The following is a 14,468-nucleotide window of genomic DNA, read 5'->3' as shown; positions in this document are numbered from 1 at the left end:
AGTCGGGTGTACCGGTTCCTTCTGACCCCGCGCTGGCTCGGCCTCACACTGCTGGCGCTCGTCGCCGTGCCGGTGTGCATCGTCCTCGGGCTGTGGCAGTTCAGCCGCTTCGAGCTGCACAGCCACGCGCAGAAGCAGCAGACCGCGCTCGCCTCGGCGGACGCGGCACCCTCGGCCCTGGCCCCGATGATCGCCTCCGGCGACCGGAACGGCGTCGGAGGCGACGCCGGGCTCCGGGTCTCGTTCACGGGCACGTACGACGGGGCGCACCAGTTCGTCGTCCCACAGCGCCAGCTGAACGGGCGCAACGGCTCGCTGATCCTCACCCCGCTGAAGCTGGACGCCTCCGGCGCGGGCTCGGCCACGTACGTGCCCGTGGTGCGCGGGTGGTTGCCCGGCACGCCCGCGCACGCGCCCGCGGCGCCCACCGGCACGGTCTCGGTGACGGGCCGCCTGCAGGCGGCGGAGACCGAGGACTCGACGGGCGTCATCTCCAGCGGGACCCTGCCGAGCGGTGAGCTCGGCATGATCTCGCCGACCACCCTGGTGAACGTCCTGCCGTACACCGTCTGGAACGGCTGGGTCTCCCTGGACGCGGGCACGTCCGGCACGGTCGGACTGACCGCGCTCCCCGTCTCCCAGACGGCCGCCTCGGACAGCGGGACCAGTCTCAGCCTGTCGGCAATTCAGAACCTGGGCTACGTGGCCCAGTGGTTCGTCTTCGCGGGGTTCGTGGTCTTCATGTGGTTCCGGTTCGTCCGCAGGGAGGCCGAGCAGGTCCGCGACCGCGAGCTCGGCCTCTCCTGAGGCCTTCTCCAGGCGGGGCGGTTGCACTATTCAGGGGCGCGAGGCTCTGCCCCGCGCCCCTGACCTGCCTTACGGCAGGTGCCGCGCCACGAAGTCGAGTTCCAACCTGAGCTGCTTGACCCGCTCCTCGACTTCCAGCGAGCCGTGCCCGGCGTCGTAGCGGTAGATCTCGAACCGCTTGCCCAACTTCTCCAGCTCGGTGACGTAGTTCTCGATCTGCCGGATCGGGCAGCGCGGGTCGTTCACGCCCGCGCTGATGTAGACCGGCGCCTTCAGATCCGCCGCGTACGTCAGCGGCGACGACGCCGCATAGCGGGCCGGGACCTCCTCCGGCGTGCCGCCGACCAGTGTGCGGTCCATCGCCTTCAGGGCCTCCATCTCGTCGTGGTACGCCGTGACGTAGTCCGCGACCGGGACCGCGGCCAGGCCCAGCGCCCAAGCGTCCGGCTGGGTGCCCAGGCCGAGGAGGGTGAGGTAGCCGCCCCAGCTGCCGCCGGAGAGGATGATCCGCTCCGGGTCGGCCAGGCCGGAGGAGACCGCCCACTCGCGGACCGCGCCGATGTCCTCCAGCTCGATCAGGCCGACGCGGTGTCGCAGCGCGTCCGTCCAGGCGCGGCCGTAGCCCGTGGAGCCGCGGTAGTTGACGCGGACCACCGCGTAGCCGTGGTCGACCCAGGCCGCCGGACCCGCCGCGAACGCGTCGCTGTCGTGCCAGGTGGGGCCGCCGTGGATCTCGAAGACGCACGGCAGCGGACCGGCCGGGGCGTCGGCCGGGCGCTGGACCAGGGCGTGGACGGGACCGCCGGGCCCGTCGACCCAGACGTCCTCGACCTGGACCGACGGTGGCGCCTGCGGGCCGGGCGCGGCCAGCACGACCTCTCCGGTCGTGCTCCGCACCACCGGGGGCTGCTCGGAGGAGGACCAGAGGAACTCCACCGTCCCGTCCGGGCGGGCGGAGGCGCCGGAGACCGTGCCGGGCAGGGTGGGGAGCGGGGTGAGCTCACCCGACGCGAGGTCGTAGCGGTGGAGCTCGCTGCGGGCGCGGTAGGTGTGCTCGATCAGCAGCGCGCCGGCGTCCGGGTACCACTCGGCGGTGACGTCGCCGGGGAGCTCGAGCACGATCTCCTCCTCCGCACCGGTCGCGGTGTCCCAGATCAGCGGCTCCCAGCGACCCCGGCGCTGGTGGGCGACGAGCATCCGGGCGTCCCCGGGCAGCGGCGCGAAGCCGAGGCAGGACAGGCCCAGCGCCTCCTCGCGTCCGGTCGCGTCGTCCAGTTCGGCCACAACCGTGACCTGGTCGCCGTCGACCCGCAGCACCCGCAGCGCGGAGTGCATGGCGTCGCCGTGCTCGGTGTGGTCGACGGCGATCAGCGTGCCGTCGTGGGAGAGGTCGCCGACGCCGGCGGACTCGCGGTGCCGGTAGATCTCCAGCGGTTCCCGGCCCGCGCGGACCAGGTGGAGCGTCGAACCCTCCTCGTCCGTGGAACGGCCGACGACGGCCTCGCCGCGACGACCCAGGGCCAGACCGGCCGGATAGGAGGGGGCGAGACCGGGCACGGCCTCCTCGTCCCGCGCGGGTGCGGTGACGTTCGGGGCGCTGCCCGCGAAGGGCTGACAGCGCCAGACGCCGAACTCGTCGCCGTCGGTGTCGTCGAACCACCAGATCCACTCACCGTCGGGGGTGAGCGTCGCCTCGGTGGTGCCGTGGGGACGGTCGGTCACCCGGCGCTGGGCGCCGTCGACGCGGTTCCAGGCGTAGATCTCGTAGGTGCCGGTCGCGTTGGAGACGAACAGGGACCGCTCGGGAGCGTCCTCGGCCCACTCCGGCAGACCGACTCTCGCGGCACGGAAGCGCTGCTCCCACGGAGGGAGGGACTCGAACGCCGCCGTCGCGGCCGCGTTGCTCTGCTTCACGTCGCTGCTCACGTCGCTGCTCATGCCGACCATCATCGGGCACAGGCCGCCGACGTCACCCCCCGCATCGAAGCTTTGCCTCCCGCTCGGCCGCGTGCGCCTAGGCCGTGTCGTCAAACTCGCGTCGGATCAGCCCGGGTTGTCTGGTGCGGCCAGCTGCAAGGCGGAGGGTCGCCCTCTTGGGCCGTACTTGGGCGATCCGACAACGCAGCGTGGGGGTCCCCCCGGCCGAAGGCTGGGGGAGGGCGTGCCAGACGAGCCGGGCCCGGCGGGAGTTTGACGACAGGGCCTATGTGCCCGGCTTCCCGCCGACCCGGCCGGCCGGGATCATCAGCAGGCCGAAGGCCAGCAGCACCGCGGCCGCCGCGCGTTCGCCCGACATCCCGGGGACCACGTGCAGCATCAGCGTCACCGCGGCCACACCGAGCGCGGTGCCGAGGCCGCGGCCCATGTTGACCATGCCGCCGCCGGTGCCCGCCGACTCGGTCGGGATCGCGCCCATCACCAGGGTGTTGTTGGCGGGTGTGAAGACCCCGAGACCCAGGCCCAGCAGGACCAGGACGAGCGGCAGCACCGTCGTGGTCATGGGCAGAACGGTCAGCAGCGCCAGCGCGACGACGGTCAGCGCGGTGCCGAGGAAGGCCCGGCGGTGGTCGTCGAGGCCGCGCGGCAGCACCCGGTCGGCGGTGGTCGCGGCGAGCGCGAAGCCCAGCGGCAGCGCGGTCAGCACCACCCCGGACGTCATCACGCCGACACCCTGCCGGGACAACACCACCGGCACCAGCACCAGTGGGCCGAAGAGGACGAGGTACCCGCAGAGCCCGCTGAGCAGGCCGAGGCCGATGCCCGGCCGTCCGGGCCGGGAGCGCAGCAGCGAGAGGTCGACCAGCGGCTGGGCCCCGCGCTGCTGACGACGGATCAGCAGCCAGCCCGCGACCACGGTGGCGACGGCCAGCGCGGCGGCGGACCAGAGCGGCCAGCCCAGCCCGGAGAAGACCGACAGGCCGAGCATCAGGCTGGTGCTGGTCAGCGCCAGCAGCAGCACGCCGACGCCGTCGACCCGCGTGCCGGTCCGGCGCTGCCGGGTGCGCGGGAGCAGGTAGTGCCCCGCGACCAGGGAGACGATCCCGACCGGCACGTTGACCAGGAAGACCCAGCGCCAGCCGAGCGTGGCGACCAGCGCGCCGCCGACGGTCGGGCCGAGCGCCAGGCCGATGGCCTGACCCGCCGCCTGCATGCCGAGGGCGGTCCGCATCCGCGCGCGCGGGGCGCTGGTGGTGACCAGTGCGACGCTGTTGGCCTGCATCAGCGCCGCGCCGACCGCCTGGACCACGCGGAAGACGACCAGCGCGGCGAGGGTGGGGGCGAGTCCGCAGGCGGCCGAGGCGAGGGTGAAGACCCCGAAGCCGTAGAGGTACATCAGCTTCCGGCCGTGCGCGTCGGAGAACCGACCGACCGGGACCAGCAGTGCGACCAGGGTCAGCAGGTAGGCCAGCGACACCCACTCGACCGCGGCGGGCGCGGCGTGGAACTGCTGTCCGAGCGCCTGGTAGGTGAGCGTGACGATGCTGGCGTCGAGCTGGCCCATGAAGGCGCCGAAGCAGACGGTCGCCACTGCGAGCCGCCAGGCCCACGCGTGGTCGCGTATGCGCTCGGGTCGCGGGCGCTCGTGGGTCAGCAGCGCCCACCCGCGCGGCATCACCCGCGGGAGCGGGAGCTGGGACGTCTCGCTGGGGGCCATATCCACAGTTTATCTCTGCAGCAGACATATTCGGAAGGGGAGGCAACCGTCCACCTGCTGGGACGGCTTGCCCCGCGCCCGCCTCCGACGCCGTGACCTGGGGCGCCGTAGCGCAGCTGTGACCGATGCCGCACGGAACCGCAAGCTCGGCGCGGGAGCCTGGTCACCATGGAGGCCAGACGCAGATGAACGAGAGCCGAACCAAGGCCGGAACCGACACCGGCACGACGCACACCGCACGCCACGTACTCAGCCCCCGCACGCGTCGCCGGGCGGGCGTCGCCGCGGCCGTGCTGCTGACCGCGGGCCTCGCCGCCGCCACGGCACTGCTGCCCAGTCCGGCCCAGGCCCAGGAGCGGACCGGCGTCCCCTCGACGCACGCCACGACCGCGATCACCATGCAGGTCTAGACCAACCACCGTCCCGCTCGCTAGCGTGGGGCCGTCCGCCCGCACCGCGCGGTGACCGCCGCGCCGGCCGCGCCGCGTCCCGCCGCGCGACGCACCGCCGCGTCCCGGACGCTGGAACCCTGGAATGCCGCCGGAACGCTGGGAGCACCGCCGTGGAGTCGTCCGTCCTCGCCTTCGCCACCGACCTGCTGGACGAGGGGCCCGACGCCTTCTTCGGCAACCTGGCCGACCGTGCCGGCGTCGGCGGAGTGACTCTGGCCTCGGTCTACCACGAGGCCCGCGACGTCTTCCCGCACAACCCGCGCCGGGTGCTGCGCTACCTCGAGCCCGGCGCCGCCTACTTCCGCCCGGACCCGGCCGCCTGGGCCGGACGACGACTGCGGCCCACCCCGTCCACGGCACTCGACGACGCGGGCGCCACCGGTGACGGCGCGGACCCGTTCGCGCTCGCCGCCGCCGAGACGCAGGCGCGCGGAATGAAGCTGCACGCCTGGACCGTCTTCCTGCACAACGACCGGCTCGGCTTCCAGCACCCCGACTGCGCACCCGAGAACGCCTTCGGCGACCGCCACCTCACCGAGCTCTGCCCGGCCAATCCGGAGGTGCGCGAGTACGTGACGACGCTCGTCGCCGAACACGCCCGCTACGGAGTGGACGCGATCCGGGCGGAGTCGCTGCACTTCCACGGACTGCGTCACGGTTACCACCACGAACGTTATTTCGAGCATCTCGGCCCGGTCGCCGAGGCCTTGCTCGGCCTCTGCTTCTGCACCCACTGCCGTACCGCCGCGCAGGCCGCGGGAGTTCCCGCCGACTCGGTGCGCGAGCGGGTGCGCGCCGAGATCCGCGTCCGGTTGACCGACGAGCGGGCCGCCGCCGAACCGTGCCGACTGGACGAGCTCGCCGACGGCGCGGTCGCCGCCTACATCGACGCCTCGACCGCGACCGTCACCTCGCTCGCGCGGGAGGCGGCCGAGACCGCCGCCGGGCTCGGCATGCGCCTGACCTTCATGGACGGCGACGGCCCGGGGAAGGGCTGGCTGTCCGGGATCGACCTTCCGTCACTGGCGGCCGCAGTCCCGCAGGTGGAGACACTCGGCTACGCACCGACGCCGGAACAGGTACGGGAGAAGGTCGCCGCGTTCGCGCTGCACGGCGTGAAGCCCGGCGCGCTGGCCGTGATCCTGCGCCCCATGGCGGAGGACTGCGACAGCGCCGAGAACCTGGCCGCCAAGGTCGCGATCCTGCGCGACCTTGGCGTACCGGAGGTCGAGTTCTACCACTACGGACTGATGCGGCTGTCCTCACTGGACCGGATCGGCGCGGCGCTTGGCCTTTAACGGTAGGCTTTCCGTGTGATCTTCAAGCGCATCGGCAACGGGCGGCCGTACCCCGACCACGGCCGGGTCAGCACCCGCCAGTGGGCGGACGTCGCACCGCGTCCGGTCCGCCTGGACCAACTGGTCACCACCAAGGGCCAGCTCGACCTGGAGACCCTCCTCGCGGAGGACTCGACCTTCTACGGCGACCTCTTCGCCCACGTGGTCAAGTGGCAGGGAGACCTGTACCTCGAGGACGGCCTCCACCGCGCGGTCCGCGCGGCCCTGCAACAGCGTCAGGTCCTGCACGCGCGCGTGCTGGAAATGGACTGAACGGGTTCACTGATCATCCGTTAGTACTCCTGCGCAGGCCAAGAGCCGGTCACGCGGTCTACTGTGGGCTCAACACCCGTACGACGGCAATCACAGCCCAGCGCACAAGGGGGCCACCCGCTGTGAGCATGTTGACTCCCCCAGGCCTCAAGGGAAAGCAGTACCGCATCAGCGGTAAGGCCTACCCCCGGCTGTCCCGTCCGGGCCAGAAGCGCCGCAGGGTGCTGCAGATCGTCGCGGCGGTCGTCGCGGTGGCCCTGGTCGGCTGGGGCACGGTCCAGTTGGTCACGGTCTTCGGCGCGAAGAAGAAACCGGAGGCCGCAGGCAGCAACTGCACGCACGCCAACACCGCTGCGGCGGCAGGCGGCGGCGACGCGGCCAAGCCGGGCGCGTCGGCGTCCGCGCACCCCTCGGCCGGCGGTGCGGCGAGCCCGGGCGCGAGTGCGTCGGGCGCGGCGAGCGCGTCGGCCTCGGCCGTCCCGATCGTGGTGCCGAACGGCTTCCCGCAGCTGACCGCGTTCACGGTGAACGTCTACAACGCCACCGGCCACGCGGGTCTGGCAGCACAGACGGCCGCCTCCCTCAAGCAGCGCGGCTTCACCATCGGCAAGGTCTCCAACGCTCCGGCCGCACTGGAGAACAAGATCACCGGTTCCGCGCAGATCACCGGCGGCACCGGCGGCAAGAACGCGATGACCCTGCTCGGCACCGAGGTCTCCGGCGCGACGTCGACGCACGACACCCGCACCGACGGCAGCGTCGACCTCTACATCGGCAACGGCTTCACCGCGCTGCTGACCCCGGCTCAGGCCGCCCAGGCCCTCGCGGTCGCCGCCTCCCCGTCCCCGACGGCGGGCTCGCACTGCTGATCGCCCAGTTCTCGTGACAGTGAGGGCCGGTCCGAACGGACCGGCCCTCACTGCTTTCGCACGTGCATTCGCGCGTGGTGCGGATCAGTCCCCGGCGGTGCCGTAGAGGCGGTCGCCCGCGTCGCCCAGGCCCGGGACGATGTAGCCGTGCTCGTTCAGGTGGTCGTCGACCGCCGCGGTGACGATGGTCACCGGCAGTCCGGCCAGCTCCTTCTCCAGCACCGCCACGCCCTCAGGCGCGGCCAACAGACAGATGGCGGTGACGTCGGTCGCGCCGCGCTCGATCAGCAACCGGATCGCCGCGACCAGGGTGCCGCCGGTGGCCAGCATCGGGTCCAGCACGTACACCTGGCGCCCCGACAGGTCCTCGGGCATCCGGGTGGCGTAGGTGGACGCCTCCAGCGTCTGCTCGTTGCGCACCATGCCGAGGAAGCCGACCTCGGCGGTGGGCAGCAGCCGGGTCATCCCGTCCAGCATGCCGAGCCCGGCACGCAGGATCGGCACGACCAGGGGGCGCGGATAGCTGAGCCTGACGCCGGTGGTGACGGCGACCGGGGTGGTGATCTCCACCTGCTCGGTCCGCACGTCCCGGGTGGCCTCGTAGGCCAGCAGCGTCACCAGCTCGTCCGTCAGACGGCGGAAGGTCGGCGAGTCGGTGCGCTCGTCGCGCAGCGTGGACAGCTTGTGCGCGACCAGGGGGTGTTCCAGGACATGAATCCGCATAGACAGGACATTATCCCGAGCGGCGGGGGCCCGGCGACGGACTGGTGTAGGCCAGACCGGCGAGGGAGAGTAGGTGGGGACGATCTCCCCGAGCGACCCGAGGGGCCGACCGACGATGGCCAAGCCGAAGCGCTCCGCCGAGACGGAGCAGCAGCGCGCCCGCCCGACGCGCAAGCGGCGTGCCACGGCTGCCTCGGACGCCCCGTCAGGCTCGCCAGCGTCGTCGGGCTCGTCAGCCTCTCGGCGGACGGACGACGACACGCCTGAGCCCGAGCCGAAGTCGGAGACCCCGGCCGAGCGCCGCCGGCGTCGGGCGGTCTTCCTCCGCGAGCTGGCCGAGGCGCGTGAGCTGCGCGAGCGGGTGCACCCGCGTCGGACCAAAGCGGCGCGGATGCGGCAAGCCGCTCGGATGCGCACGTTCCGTTTCTGACCCGTTACGGACCGCTACCCGGTGGTAAAGAGACCTTCCACCAACAGCGAGTACGACTCGGATCTTCGTCACAAGTTCCCAACTCCTCGACACGACCAGCGAAGACGCGCACCCGAACACTCCCCGCGCGGCGCTCCTTTCTGTCACGATGCCGATAGGGCGTCCCTTCCTGGTCGCCCCGGACCGCTTGCCGGTCCTGACGGCCAATGACCTGGGAGAGTCGCTGGTGGCGTACTTCGCTGCATTGCTCGCTCGCACCGAGGACGGGTGGGACGTGAGCGAGACCGATCTCGACGACGTCGAAACCCTCGCCGACCTGGCCGACCTGGCACGCGGGGCCGCCGGGGACGCGGAGACCGTGCTGGTCTTCATCGAACAGGAGGATGCCTGGTTCGCCGTCGTCCGCGTGGACGGCGAGGAGGACCCCCGCGTCTTCGTCTCCGACGCGGCCGCCGCCTCACGCAGCGCCTACGGGGAACTCATCCTGACGGAGGAGCTGTTGGGCCGGGAGGGCGACGACGACCTCGACGACCTGGACCACCTGGTGGTGGACCTGGACGACGAGGACGCCGCGACCGACTCCGCCGAGGACGGCGACGAGGACGAGGACGACGACGCCTCCGCCGATCGCGAGGCCATCCCGAACGCCCCGCTGGGCGACGTGGGCCTGCTGATCGAGTTCGGCGTCGGCGCCAAGGAGCTGATGGACCTGGCCGCCGAGGGCTCGGTGCCGGGCGACGCCCTCACCGAGATCGCCGACGCCCTGGGCTGCGGCGAGGTCCTGGAGGCGGTCCGGTAAGGCCGGCGGTTCAGTAGCACCGGCGGTCCGGTAAGGCAGGCGGTTCGGCGAGACGGGTGGTTCGGCGAGACTGGTCGTATGCCCGGTCAGTCGCAGCCGCCCGTCTCCGTCCCGCTCATCCCGCCGTCGCCGTGGTCGGCGGTGCCCTCGGCATCGCCGCGCCACCGGCCCGACCCGGTCCGGGACCGCTGGGAACCGGCGATGCGCCTCGCCCTCGACGAGGCCGCGCTGGCCCCGGCGACCGGCGACGTCCCGGTCGGCGCGCTGGTCCTCGACCCTTCGGGGGCGATCATCGGCCGCGGCCACAACGCCCGCGAGGCCGTCGGCGACCCGACGGCCCATGCGGAGGTCCTCGCCATCCGCGAGGCCGCAGCAGCCCGCCAGGCCGCGGCGCGCAGCGGGGCACCAGAGGGCGGAGAGTCGGGCGAGGACAGCTGGCGCCTCTCCGGCTGCACGCTGGTGGTCACCCTGGAGCCCTGCACGATGTGCGCGGGCGCGATCGTCCTCTCCCGGCTCGACCGCGTCGTCTACGGAGCCCCCGACCCCAAGGCTGGCGCCGCGGGCTCCCTCTGGGACGTGATCCGCGACCGCCGCCTCAACCACCGCCCCGAGGTCATCCCGGACGTCCTCGCCGCCGCCTGCTCCGCACAGCTCCGCGCCTTCTTCGAGACCCACCGCGAGTGACCTGCGTCACTCGCCTGTGCACGGCCCGAAACCCGTTTAGGAGCACGACGCGACGTCCGGTAGGCTGTCCCACGGTAGCGTGTCCGAGCGGCCAAAGGAGCACGCCTCGAAAGCGTGTGTGGGGGCAACTTCACCGTGGGTTCGAATCCCACCGCTACCGCTCTGAGCAGCAAGAACGAAGGGCCCCGACCTTAGCGGTCGGGGCCCTTCGTCGTCGTGGTCTCAGTTTTGGTCTCAAAGGCCTTTCGGCGTGCGTTTCTGAGGCTGCCTCAAAGGGTCCGCTCCTCATCAAGGCTGGGCCTGTACTCCTAAGGAGCGTGGTCCCAACCATGCGAGCGGGCTCAGTCGCCGGTCGGCTCGGACAGCAGCAGGGCGAGGGCCGCACCCAGGAAGGGGATCGGGCAGAGGGCGAGGAGGACGCCTGGGGGGCCGTGGGCGTCGGCGATGAGGCCGAGGAAGGGGGCTACCAGGCCACCGACGCTGACTGCGAAGCCGCGGGTGACGCTGGCTGCCGTACCGGGGCGGTCGGGGAGGTAGTCCTGACCCAGCTTTCCCGGCCGGGGTCCCGCACGCGCACGAGGCACACGGGCCGACCCGGATGTGGACGCTGTCGTTCCCCGCGTCCGTGAACCCGCTGCGGGTCGACCAGCCGACCATGCTGGCCGTCGGGGCCGCTGCTGCGGGAGGTCGTCATCACCCTCACCGAAGGGGTGCCGGACGCCAACGACCTCTCCCCCCGACGAGCGCGCCAACCTCCTCCGGGTCGCCCTGGACCGCCTGCGGCGCGTGGACACACTGCCGCTGCACCTGCCCACGCCGAGCGACGCCCGGCTGCGCGACGACGCGGCGCTCCTCCACCGCAATCCGTCGGAGGACCTCACCCTCGCCGAGCTGGGTGCGGAGGTCGGGACCTGCGAGCGCACCCTGAGTCGACTCTGCTGGCAGCAGACGGGCATGACGTTCCCTCAGTGGCGAACCCAACTGCGGCTGCAGCACTCACTAACCCGCCGCGCCCGCGCGCTCCTCGTCTCCGGCCGGGATCTGGACCGGGATGCGGGGGCCGCCAGGGTCGTCGGGCGGCGTCGGGGACCGACCGAGGCGGCCGTGGGCGACGCGGCGGCCGAGCTTCTGCATCGGGAGCTCGACGTAGCGGTAGGTGAGCTGGCTGAGCGTCAGCAGCACCACGAAGAAGCCGACCATCCAGAGCAGCTGCTGCACCGTCCCGACCGGGCGCGCGGTGTGGGCGATCACCAGCCACATCGCCGCGATCAGGGGAACGTGCAGCAGATAGGTGGAGTAGCTGATCCGGCCGAGCCAGGTCAGCGCGGCCGGCATCCGGCGCCTGCGCAGCAGCATCGCGATGCCGAAGGTGAGCCACGCGGCGACGAACGCCAGGTACCAGGCCATCGGACCGTAGGTCCAGGTCCGCCAGGTAGTGCGGCCGGTGTTGAACAGGGCGGCGGTGACCACGCCCGCGACCAGCACGGTGACCGCCGCGGTCCAGGCCCAGCGGGGGCGGATCTGACCCTGCTCGGCGCGGTAGATCGCGGTGCCGCAGAACATCGTCCCCAGTATCAGCAGCGTCTCCCAGCCGGTGGAGCGGCTGTTGAGGAAGACCAGCAGCAGCGCCTGGACCGCCAGCAGCACCGCCGCGGCCCGCATCAACCGGCGACGTCCGCTCAGCAGCCCGGCGAGGCCGATCACCATGACCACCACGGCGACCGACGTCAGCGCCGTCGCACCGTACGCGTGCAGCAGGAGATAGCCGGGCAGCACGGGGCCGAGAACGAGCGCGGTCAGCCCCAGCCCGGTCGCAATCGGCGCGCTGCGCCGTTCCCACCCGAACACGAAGAGAGCCGTGACCAGGTAGTAGAAGATCATCTCGTAGGTGAGCGTCCACATCACCGACAGGCCGTTGTAGCTGCCGAGCAGGTCCTCCAGCATCGTCGCGTTGCCGAACGAGGTGAGCACCGGGTGCGAGTAGACCGCCGGCGCGACGCCTCCGGCGTGGAGCGGTCCCAGCACGGCGATCGCGCCCACGTAGACGAGGATGCAGACCGGGTAGAGCCGGAACAGCCGACCGATCCAGAAGCCGCGCACGTCCCCCCGCCGCTCCAGCGAGGCGGGCACGATATAGCCGCTGACCAGGAAGAACGCCACCACACCGTAGAGGCCGAGATCGAGGTGCCGGTGAACGACGTCGAACGGTCTGTGCAGCAGCGTGGACGTCAGGTGCTGGAAGACCACGCTGATCGCCGCGATCCCACGGACGACGTCGAGCCAGCCCAGGCGGGCTCCGGGCTTCGTCTGTTCTCCGGCGTTCCTCACATCGGGAACCTATCCCGGACACCCCGAACTACGGCAAACCCGATCACTCCGCCCGGCCTCGGCCCGCTGCGGGCCGCTCCGGGCCGCTGCTCCCCGCACCAGCCTGCCCGGGCGCGGGCCAGTGCGTCGGGCGGTTCAGACCCGCCGGGATGCGGGTGCTCGCGTCGCCGCGGGCCGCGTCCAGCTGAGGCTGGGTCAGGAAGAGCGCGTCGGTGAGATCCGCGCCCCGCAGGTCGGCGTTGCGGAGGTCCGCGCCGACGAGGTCGGCCGAGCGCAGGTCGGCACGGCGCAGATCCGCCGCGATCAGACAGGCACCGCGCAGGTTCGCACCCCGCAGGTTCGCGGCAGCCAGCTTCGCGCCGATCAGGTCCGCGCCGCGGTGGCTGCGCTTCCGGCCCGGTACGCGGGCGCGAACCAGTTCGCTCACCTCCAGCAGCAGCTCGCTCACGCCCCCGCGCACGGCCGCGACGTCCAGCGCGGCCAGCGCCGTCGCGTCCCCGCGCGTGAGCGCGTCGACGTCGTCGTAGGCCCGGCGCACGCGCGGGTGCAGCGGAGTCGCGGCCGAAAGGGCGAGCGCCTCCCGCAGGTGGCGCAGGAGCTCGTGGAGCTGCCGCATGACTGGGAAAGCCGTGAACATCGCGGGCGCGGAGTCGGGTTCCCGCCGCCAGTCCACCCCGCCGAAAGTGAGTTGGGAGACCTTCTGTCCCGCCCCGAAGCAGTCGAAGACCGTGCAGCCCGGGTAGCCGGAGTCGCGCAGCCGCGCGTGAATGCCGCAGCCGAAGTCGTCGCGCAGGTTGGCGCACGGCGTCCCGGCGCGCTTGTCGACGGCGAAGTCCGCGGACTTGGCGAAGGGCAGCGCGACGCAGCAGAGACCGAAGCAACTGCCGCAGTCCGAGCGCAGCGGGTCGGCGGCGAGCGTGGTGAATGGCGGTTCGGCGGGCATACGGACGATTTTTCCAGAGAGAGGAATCCGCAGGCCTCGAATATTCCGACCTCGTGCAGACGAGGTGGAGGAAAGGCCCTGCTCGGACGAGGCCTGCTCGGATGAGGGGCCCTGCTCGCGGGCGTTGACCACCCATGGCCACCCATGTACGCGAGCAGGGCCTCCACGAAGAAGGGGAGCAGCAAGGGGGACTGCCGCTCCCCCGGCGGAGCCCCACAATCAGCGACGCGCCGGGGGAGACACGTCGACCGATCCCACAGCGGGGGCTCCGGATCCACGTACCGAGCGGTTCCTGCCAGACCTGCCCGGTACGTCTTCCACTCTGCTCCGGATCGCGGCCGGGCGCATGCAGCGTTGGACCCGTTGTGAAGGGACCTTGGTCCTTTCGAGTTGACGCGGCAATTAGGTGGCGCAACCCGGCCGGGGCCGTCGACAGCGCTAGGCTTCGGCCATAAGAGTGAATGTCCATCAGGTGTGCGCAGGCACAGGATCGGCGAGAGCAAGGCATCGGCACGGGAGGGCGGGGCACCATGGGACAGGCCAGGAGGATCATCACCTGGGCCTTGGTGATCTTCGTGTTCTACACGATCATCACTTCGCCGACGCGTGCCGCCGATCTGGTCCAGATCGGTTTCACCGGCATCTCCAACGCGGCGAAGGCCGTCGGCACGTTCATGACCAGCCTGATCAAGTGAGCCGGTCCGCCCGCTGGACCACCGGACGGGGCCCCTGCTCGACCACCTGCCGAGCGGCCCGGTCGGGCAATACCGCAGGTGAAGTACCCTCGGGGCACTCAAACCCACAAGGAGTGCCGCGATGATCCGCCACCTGGTCCTGTTCAAGCTGAACGACGGCGTCACCAAGGACGATCCGCGCGTCCCGGCCGCGGTCGCCGCCTTCGAGAAGGTCGGCGAGAGCGTGAAGGAGCTGCGCGAGTGGCAGCTCGGCTGGAACATCACCGACCGCGACATCGCCTACGACTTCGCCATCAACAGCCTGGTCGACGACCGCGAGGCGCTGCAGGCCTACCTGGCCCACCCCGACCACCAGACCGCCGCCGGGCTGTGGCGCGAGTTCGCCACCTGGGTGATCGCCGACTTCGAGGTCTGAGCCCGCATCGAGGCCTGATCCGACGTCACCACCCGCGCCGGTTCCCTCTGGTGGCTTA

The 14,468-nt window shown here is 71.8% G+C and carries 16 protein-coding genes and 1 tRNA gene; 11 read left to right on the top strand and 6 right to left on the bottom strand.

The window, feature by feature from the left end; genetic code table 11:
- The first annotated feature begins 6 nt into the window (after positions 1-6).
- Positions 7-807, top strand: a complete 801-nt coding sequence (locus ABH928_RS12440; RefSeq protein WP_370065321.1) for an SURF1 family protein — start codon at positions 7-9, stop codon at positions 805-807.
- Between the two features lie 69 nt (positions 808-876).
- Here the strand turns inward: ABH928_RS12440 and ABH928_RS12435 are convergent, their stop codons facing one another.
- Together ABH928_RS12435 and ABH928_RS12430 are read right to left on the bottom strand one after the other, a co-directional pair.
- Positions 877-2,745, bottom strand: a complete 1,869-nt coding sequence (locus tag ABH928_RS12435) for a prolyl oligopeptidase family serine peptidase (protein WP_370065319.1) — start codon at positions 2,743-2,745, stop codon at positions 877-879.
- Positions 2,746-3,010: 265 nt separating this feature from the next.
- On the bottom strand, positions 3,011-4,462 hold the full coding sequence (locus tag ABH928_RS12430; protein ID WP_370065317.1) for an MFS transporter: 1,452 nt from the start codon (positions 4,460-4,462) through the stop codon (positions 3,011-3,013).
- Positions 4,463-4,647: 185 nt separating this feature from the next.
- Between ABH928_RS12430 and ABH928_RS12425 the strand changes: the two genes are divergently transcribed.
- From ABH928_RS12425 to ABH928_RS12410, 4 genes are all read left to right on the top strand, one after another.
- On the top strand, positions 4,648-4,872 hold the full coding sequence (locus ABH928_RS12425) for a hypothetical protein (protein WP_370065315.1): 225 nt from the start codon (positions 4,648-4,650) through the stop codon (positions 4,870-4,872).
- A 152-nt stretch (positions 4,873-5,024) separates the two neighbouring features.
- Entirely contained in the window at positions 5,025-6,212 is a 1,188-nt protein-coding gene (locus ABH928_RS12420) for a hypothetical protein (protein WP_370065313.1), read from the top strand.
- Between the two features lie 15 nt (positions 6,213-6,227).
- Complete coding sequence (locus ABH928_RS12415) at positions 6,228-6,524, top strand: type II toxin-antitoxin system VapB family antitoxin (RefSeq protein WP_030253738.1); 297 nt, start codon at positions 6,228-6,230, stop codon at positions 6,522-6,524.
- A 128-nt stretch (positions 6,525-6,652) separates the two neighbouring features.
- Positions 6,653-7,393 carry a LytR C-terminal domain-containing protein gene (locus tag ABH928_RS12410; protein WP_370065311.1) on the top strand — a complete coding sequence of 247 codons (741 nt, stop codon included), beginning with the start codon at positions 6,653-6,655 and terminating at the stop codon, positions 7,391-7,393.
- An 84-nt stretch (positions 7,394-7,477) separates the two neighbouring features.
- Here the strand turns inward: ABH928_RS12410 and upp are convergent, their stop codons facing one another.
- Positions 7,478-8,116: a uracil phosphoribosyltransferase gene (gene upp / locus ABH928_RS12405; RefSeq protein ID WP_370065309.1), complete on the bottom strand. Its 639-nt coding sequence runs from the start codon at positions 8,114-8,116 to the stop codon at positions 7,478-7,480.
- Between the two features lie 115 nt (positions 8,117-8,231).
- Between upp and ABH928_RS12400 the strand changes: the two genes are divergently transcribed.
- The 4 genes from ABH928_RS12400 (at position 8,232) to ABH928_RS12385 (ending at position 10,189) form a co-directional block, all read left to right on the top strand.
- The gene (locus ABH928_RS12400; RefSeq protein ID WP_370065539.1) at positions 8,232-8,546 is read left to right on the top strand and encodes a hypothetical protein; all 315 of its coding nucleotides are present in this window, start codon (positions 8,232-8,234) and stop codon (positions 8,544-8,546) included.
- A gap of 148 nt (positions 8,547-8,694) precedes the next feature.
- Complete coding sequence (locus tag ABH928_RS12395) at positions 8,695-9,345, top strand: hypothetical protein (protein ID WP_370065307.1); 651 nt, start codon at positions 8,695-8,697, stop codon at positions 9,343-9,345.
- A 78-nt stretch (positions 9,346-9,423) separates the two neighbouring features.
- Complete coding sequence (locus ABH928_RS12390; protein ID WP_370065305.1) at positions 9,424-10,029, top strand: nucleoside deaminase; 606 nt, start codon at positions 9,424-9,426, stop codon at positions 10,027-10,029.
- A 73-nt stretch (positions 10,030-10,102) separates the two neighbouring features.
- Positions 10,103-10,189: transfer RNA gene (locus ABH928_RS12385), tRNA-Ser, on the top strand.
- A 181-nt stretch (positions 10,190-10,370) separates the two neighbouring features.
- On the opposite strand, the gene ABH928_RS12380 is transcribed toward ABH928_RS12385, so the two are convergent.
- The 3 genes from ABH928_RS12380 to ABH928_RS12370 form a co-directional block, all read right to left on the bottom strand.
- The gene (locus ABH928_RS12380; protein ID WP_370065303.1) at positions 10,371-10,613 is read right to left on the bottom strand and encodes a hypothetical protein; all 243 of its coding nucleotides are present in this window, start codon (positions 10,611-10,613) and stop codon (positions 10,371-10,373) included.
- Between the two features lie 415 nt (positions 10,614-11,028).
- Positions 11,029-12,357, bottom strand: coding sequence for an acyltransferase family protein (locus ABH928_RS12375; protein WP_370065301.1), 1,329 nt, complete (start codon positions 12,355-12,357; stop codon positions 11,029-11,031).
- 43 nt (positions 12,358-12,400) lie between these two features.
- On the bottom strand, positions 12,401-13,300 hold the full coding sequence (locus ABH928_RS12370; RefSeq protein WP_370065299.1) for a pentapeptide repeat-containing protein: 900 nt from the start codon (positions 13,298-13,300) through the stop codon (positions 12,401-12,403).
- Between the two features lie 530 nt (positions 13,301-13,830).
- On the opposite strand from ABH928_RS12370, the gene ABH928_RS12365 reads away from it, so the two are divergent.
- Positions 13,831-13,995 carry a hypothetical protein gene (locus ABH928_RS12365; RefSeq protein ID WP_370065297.1) on the top strand — a complete coding sequence of 55 codons (165 nt, stop codon included), beginning with the start codon at positions 13,831-13,833 and terminating at the stop codon, positions 13,993-13,995.
- 121 nt (positions 13,996-14,116) lie between these two features.
- Positions 14,117-14,410 carry a Dabb family protein gene (locus ABH928_RS12360; RefSeq protein ID WP_370065295.1) on the top strand — a complete coding sequence of 98 codons (294 nt, stop codon included), beginning with the start codon at positions 14,117-14,119 and terminating at the stop codon, positions 14,408-14,410.
- Positions 14,411-14,468: the final 58 nt, after the last annotated feature.

Origin of the sequence: Streptacidiphilus sp. MAP5-3, from assembly GCF_041262505.1 — a bacterium.
Classification (GTDB): Bacteria; Actinomycetota; Actinomycetes; order Streptomycetales; family Streptomycetaceae; genus Streptacidiphilus.
Note: the sequence above shows the minus strand (reverse complement) of the source record. Positions and strands in the feature narration are given on the sequence as shown.

Bases quoted from the DNA above. Each gene is read 5' to 3' on its own strand.
- ABH928_RS12435 (WP_370065319.1), bottom strand. From the start codon at position 2,745: ATGAGCAGCGACGTGAGCAGCGACGTGAAGCAGAGCAACGCGGCCGCG.
- ABH928_RS12430 (WP_370065317.1), bottom strand. From the start codon at position 4,462: ATGGCCCCCAGCGAGACGTCCCAGCTCCCGCTCCCGCGGGTGATGCCG.
- ABH928_RS12425 (WP_370065315.1), top strand. From the start codon at position 4,648: ATGAACGAGAGCCGAACCAAGGCCGGAACCGACACCGGCACGACGCAC.
- ABH928_RS12410 (WP_370065311.1), top strand. From the start codon at position 6,653: ATGTTGACTCCCCCAGGCCTCAAGGGAAAGCAGTACCGCATCAGCGGT.
- upp (WP_370065309.1), bottom strand. From the start codon at position 8,116: ATGCGGATTCATGTCCTGGAACACCCCCTGGTCGCGCACAAGCTGTCC.
- ABH928_RS12400 (WP_370065539.1), top strand. From the start codon at position 8,232: ATGGCCAAGCCGAAGCGCTCCGCCGAGACGGAGCAGCAGCGCGCCCGC.
- ABH928_RS12395 (WP_370065307.1), top strand. From the start codon at position 8,695: ATGCCGATAGGGCGTCCCTTCCTGGTCGCCCCGGACCGCTTGCCGGTC.
- ABH928_RS12390 (WP_370065305.1), top strand. From the start codon at position 9,424: ATGCCCGGTCAGTCGCAGCCGCCCGTCTCCGTCCCGCTCATCCCGCCG.
- ABH928_RS12370 (WP_370065299.1), bottom strand. From the start codon at position 13,300: ATGCCCGCCGAACCGCCATTCACCACGCTCGCCGCCGACCCGCTGCGC.
- ABH928_RS12365 (WP_370065297.1), top strand. From the start codon at position 13,831: ATGGGACAGGCCAGGAGGATCATCACCTGGGCCTTGGTGATCTTCGTG.
- ABH928_RS12360 (WP_370065295.1), top strand. From the start codon at position 14,117: ATGATCCGCCACCTGGTCCTGTTCAAGCTGAACGACGGCGTCACCAAG.